At 40.5% G+C, this 2048-nt stretch carries 3 protein-coding genes; all 3 read right to left on the reverse strand.

Annotated elements, in window-relative coordinates:
• On the reverse strand, positions 1 to 962 hold a 962-nt coding region (locus tag Q0X89_RS11805), incomplete at its 3' end, for an ATP-binding protein (protein ID WP_297694389.1).
• 118 nt (positions 963 to 1080) lie between these two features.
• Positions 1081 to 1413, reverse strand: coding sequence for an ORF6N domain-containing protein (locus tag Q0X89_RS11810; protein ID WP_297694391.1), 333 nt, complete (start codon positions 1411 to 1413; stop codon positions 1081 to 1083).
• Between the two features lie 440 nt (positions 1414 to 1853).
• Positions 1854 to 2048 (reverse strand): ORF6N domain-containing protein (locus Q0X89_RS11815; RefSeq protein ID WP_297694393.1); only part of this gene is annotated, 195 nt, incomplete at its 5' end.

The following is a 2048-nucleotide window of genomic DNA, read 5'->3' on the forward strand; positions in this document are numbered from 1 at the left end:
CCGCTTCCCCATTCTTCCATCAAGCCCAATTCTCTAAATATACGAGCAATTACCCTGTTTCGGATCTTACTTACTCCGGCCTTAAAGTCCTCCAAAGTTATACCAAAAGGTAACATTCCCGGATTTTGAATCTCCATGCGATCTGAATATATTGAAACCAGAATCCGCATACCTGTCAGGGAATAATCTGAATGTACAAGAGCATTGATTAGAACTTCCCGAACAGCCAACTCCGGATATGCTGGGATATCTTCGCGTTTGAATGATTCAATTCTTGATAAAAGCCTTGTATTTAACCTGATGAATTTAGGTACATCTTTGACAGCATCCAGTAAGCTTCCTTCAATATCAAGACGATCAATAAATTGAGATTTATCGGTTCCTCTGAATCTTGCACAACTCACACGTGCATCAGGGAAAAATCTGTTGCGATGCTTTTCTCTGCCAAACAATATCAGGCATCCATTCGATACTGTTTTCCTTCCTGCATAGGGGACAATCAGGCCCAATGATTCAAGCTTATGTTTATCAATGCTGCGGTTGACCGATTTGAAGGCAGATTCTGCCTTGTCCATATCCAGATCATCTTCACTTAGTTCATTACAAGGCTCCTGATCAAATGACACCCTTCTTATTGTACGATGCAGCTCAGTCAAAATTTCAGGGCCTGCCTTTCTATTGGTTGAGCCGAGTCTAATATAGACACCATCTTCAGGACCCTCGCTTTTCAGATAAAACGGCCCGCTCCAGTGTGCGACTTTTACTACCAGCAATTCTTTGGTTTCAAAGGTGATAATTTCGATATCAGGCATCATTACAGGCATGATACTATCTGCGATTGCATTGGCGATACTCTCTTCCGCCTGCAATACATCACCCAGGCCAATTATCGTTCCGTTATCATCCCTGCCTATTACCAGAATCCCCCCGGCGGTATTGGCAAAGGCAACAAGTGTTTTCATGATTGGTTTAAAAGATGAGAGATCTCTTTTAAACTCCAATGTTTTACCTTCTTTACCTTTGATTATTTCATCTATTTCAACCAGTTTACTAACCTCCGGGATCGCTTACTTCGTAATCTCAATTTTTCATACTGCTTTTGCCATAAAAAGCATCGTGGTCTTTTATATATCCAATTTTCTTTGTGGCCTTTTGATCCCCCACAATGAAGATTTTATTCTGATGGATGTCACAATTTGTGATATCATCATTCTGCAGCAATAGGGTTAGAGTATACATAAAATCTTCTGGAAACCTCTTGATATTCCTACTTACAGCTTGGTTCAGAACTCTTGTTTCCACCCCATACATTTCCGCCAGATCACGATCTACCACAACCCGTTCACCCCGTACCCGGATTATTTTGCGTACAATCGTTTCTTCAGCAATGAGAGCTTTCGTTTTCTTCGGCATTTCGAATTTTAACTAGTATTGGATCAAGCAGAGAAAAGGGTATATGAAATTGATTTAGGGTTTAGATGTTCACGATTGAGAGGTTCAAGGCACAGGGAATTCGATGTTAGAAGTAAATGATAATTTTGAATGCTTAGTTTTGAATTATTTTTTGGACACGGATTGAACGGATGAACGCAGTTTGTTGTAAGTTGTATGTGGTTTGTTGGACAAGGGTCCGTTTCCAAGTATTCTTTTTGGAAGGTAGTTTTTTAGCCACAGACACACACGGACTGCCGCAAGCGGTTTGTTGTAAGTTGTATGTGGTTTGTTGGCATTGTATTTATTTTTGGGACACGGATTGAACGGATGAACACAGACAGATAAATTATTTTTTTATTATGAGGATAACCGTGTGCGGTTTGGCCTATCGCTTATTATTATATTTTGATTGTGCTTCCTTACCTCAACCCAATTTTATCGCGATTGGAGGTCGCAAATTGCGACCTCCAACTTGTAAACTCTGACTTTGATAATTCGAACATAAAATCGTCAGGAAATCGTTCAATATTCCTACGTACCTGTTCCTTTAGCCGTTTGGTTTCAACGCCATATAGCTCCGCCAGATCACGATCCAGCATGACCTTTTTACCGCG

This window comes from uncultured Eudoraea sp., assembly GCF_947258525.1.
In the GTDB taxonomy this organism is placed as follows: Bacteria; Bacteroidota; Bacteroidia; order Flavobacteriales; family Flavobacteriaceae; genus Eudoraea.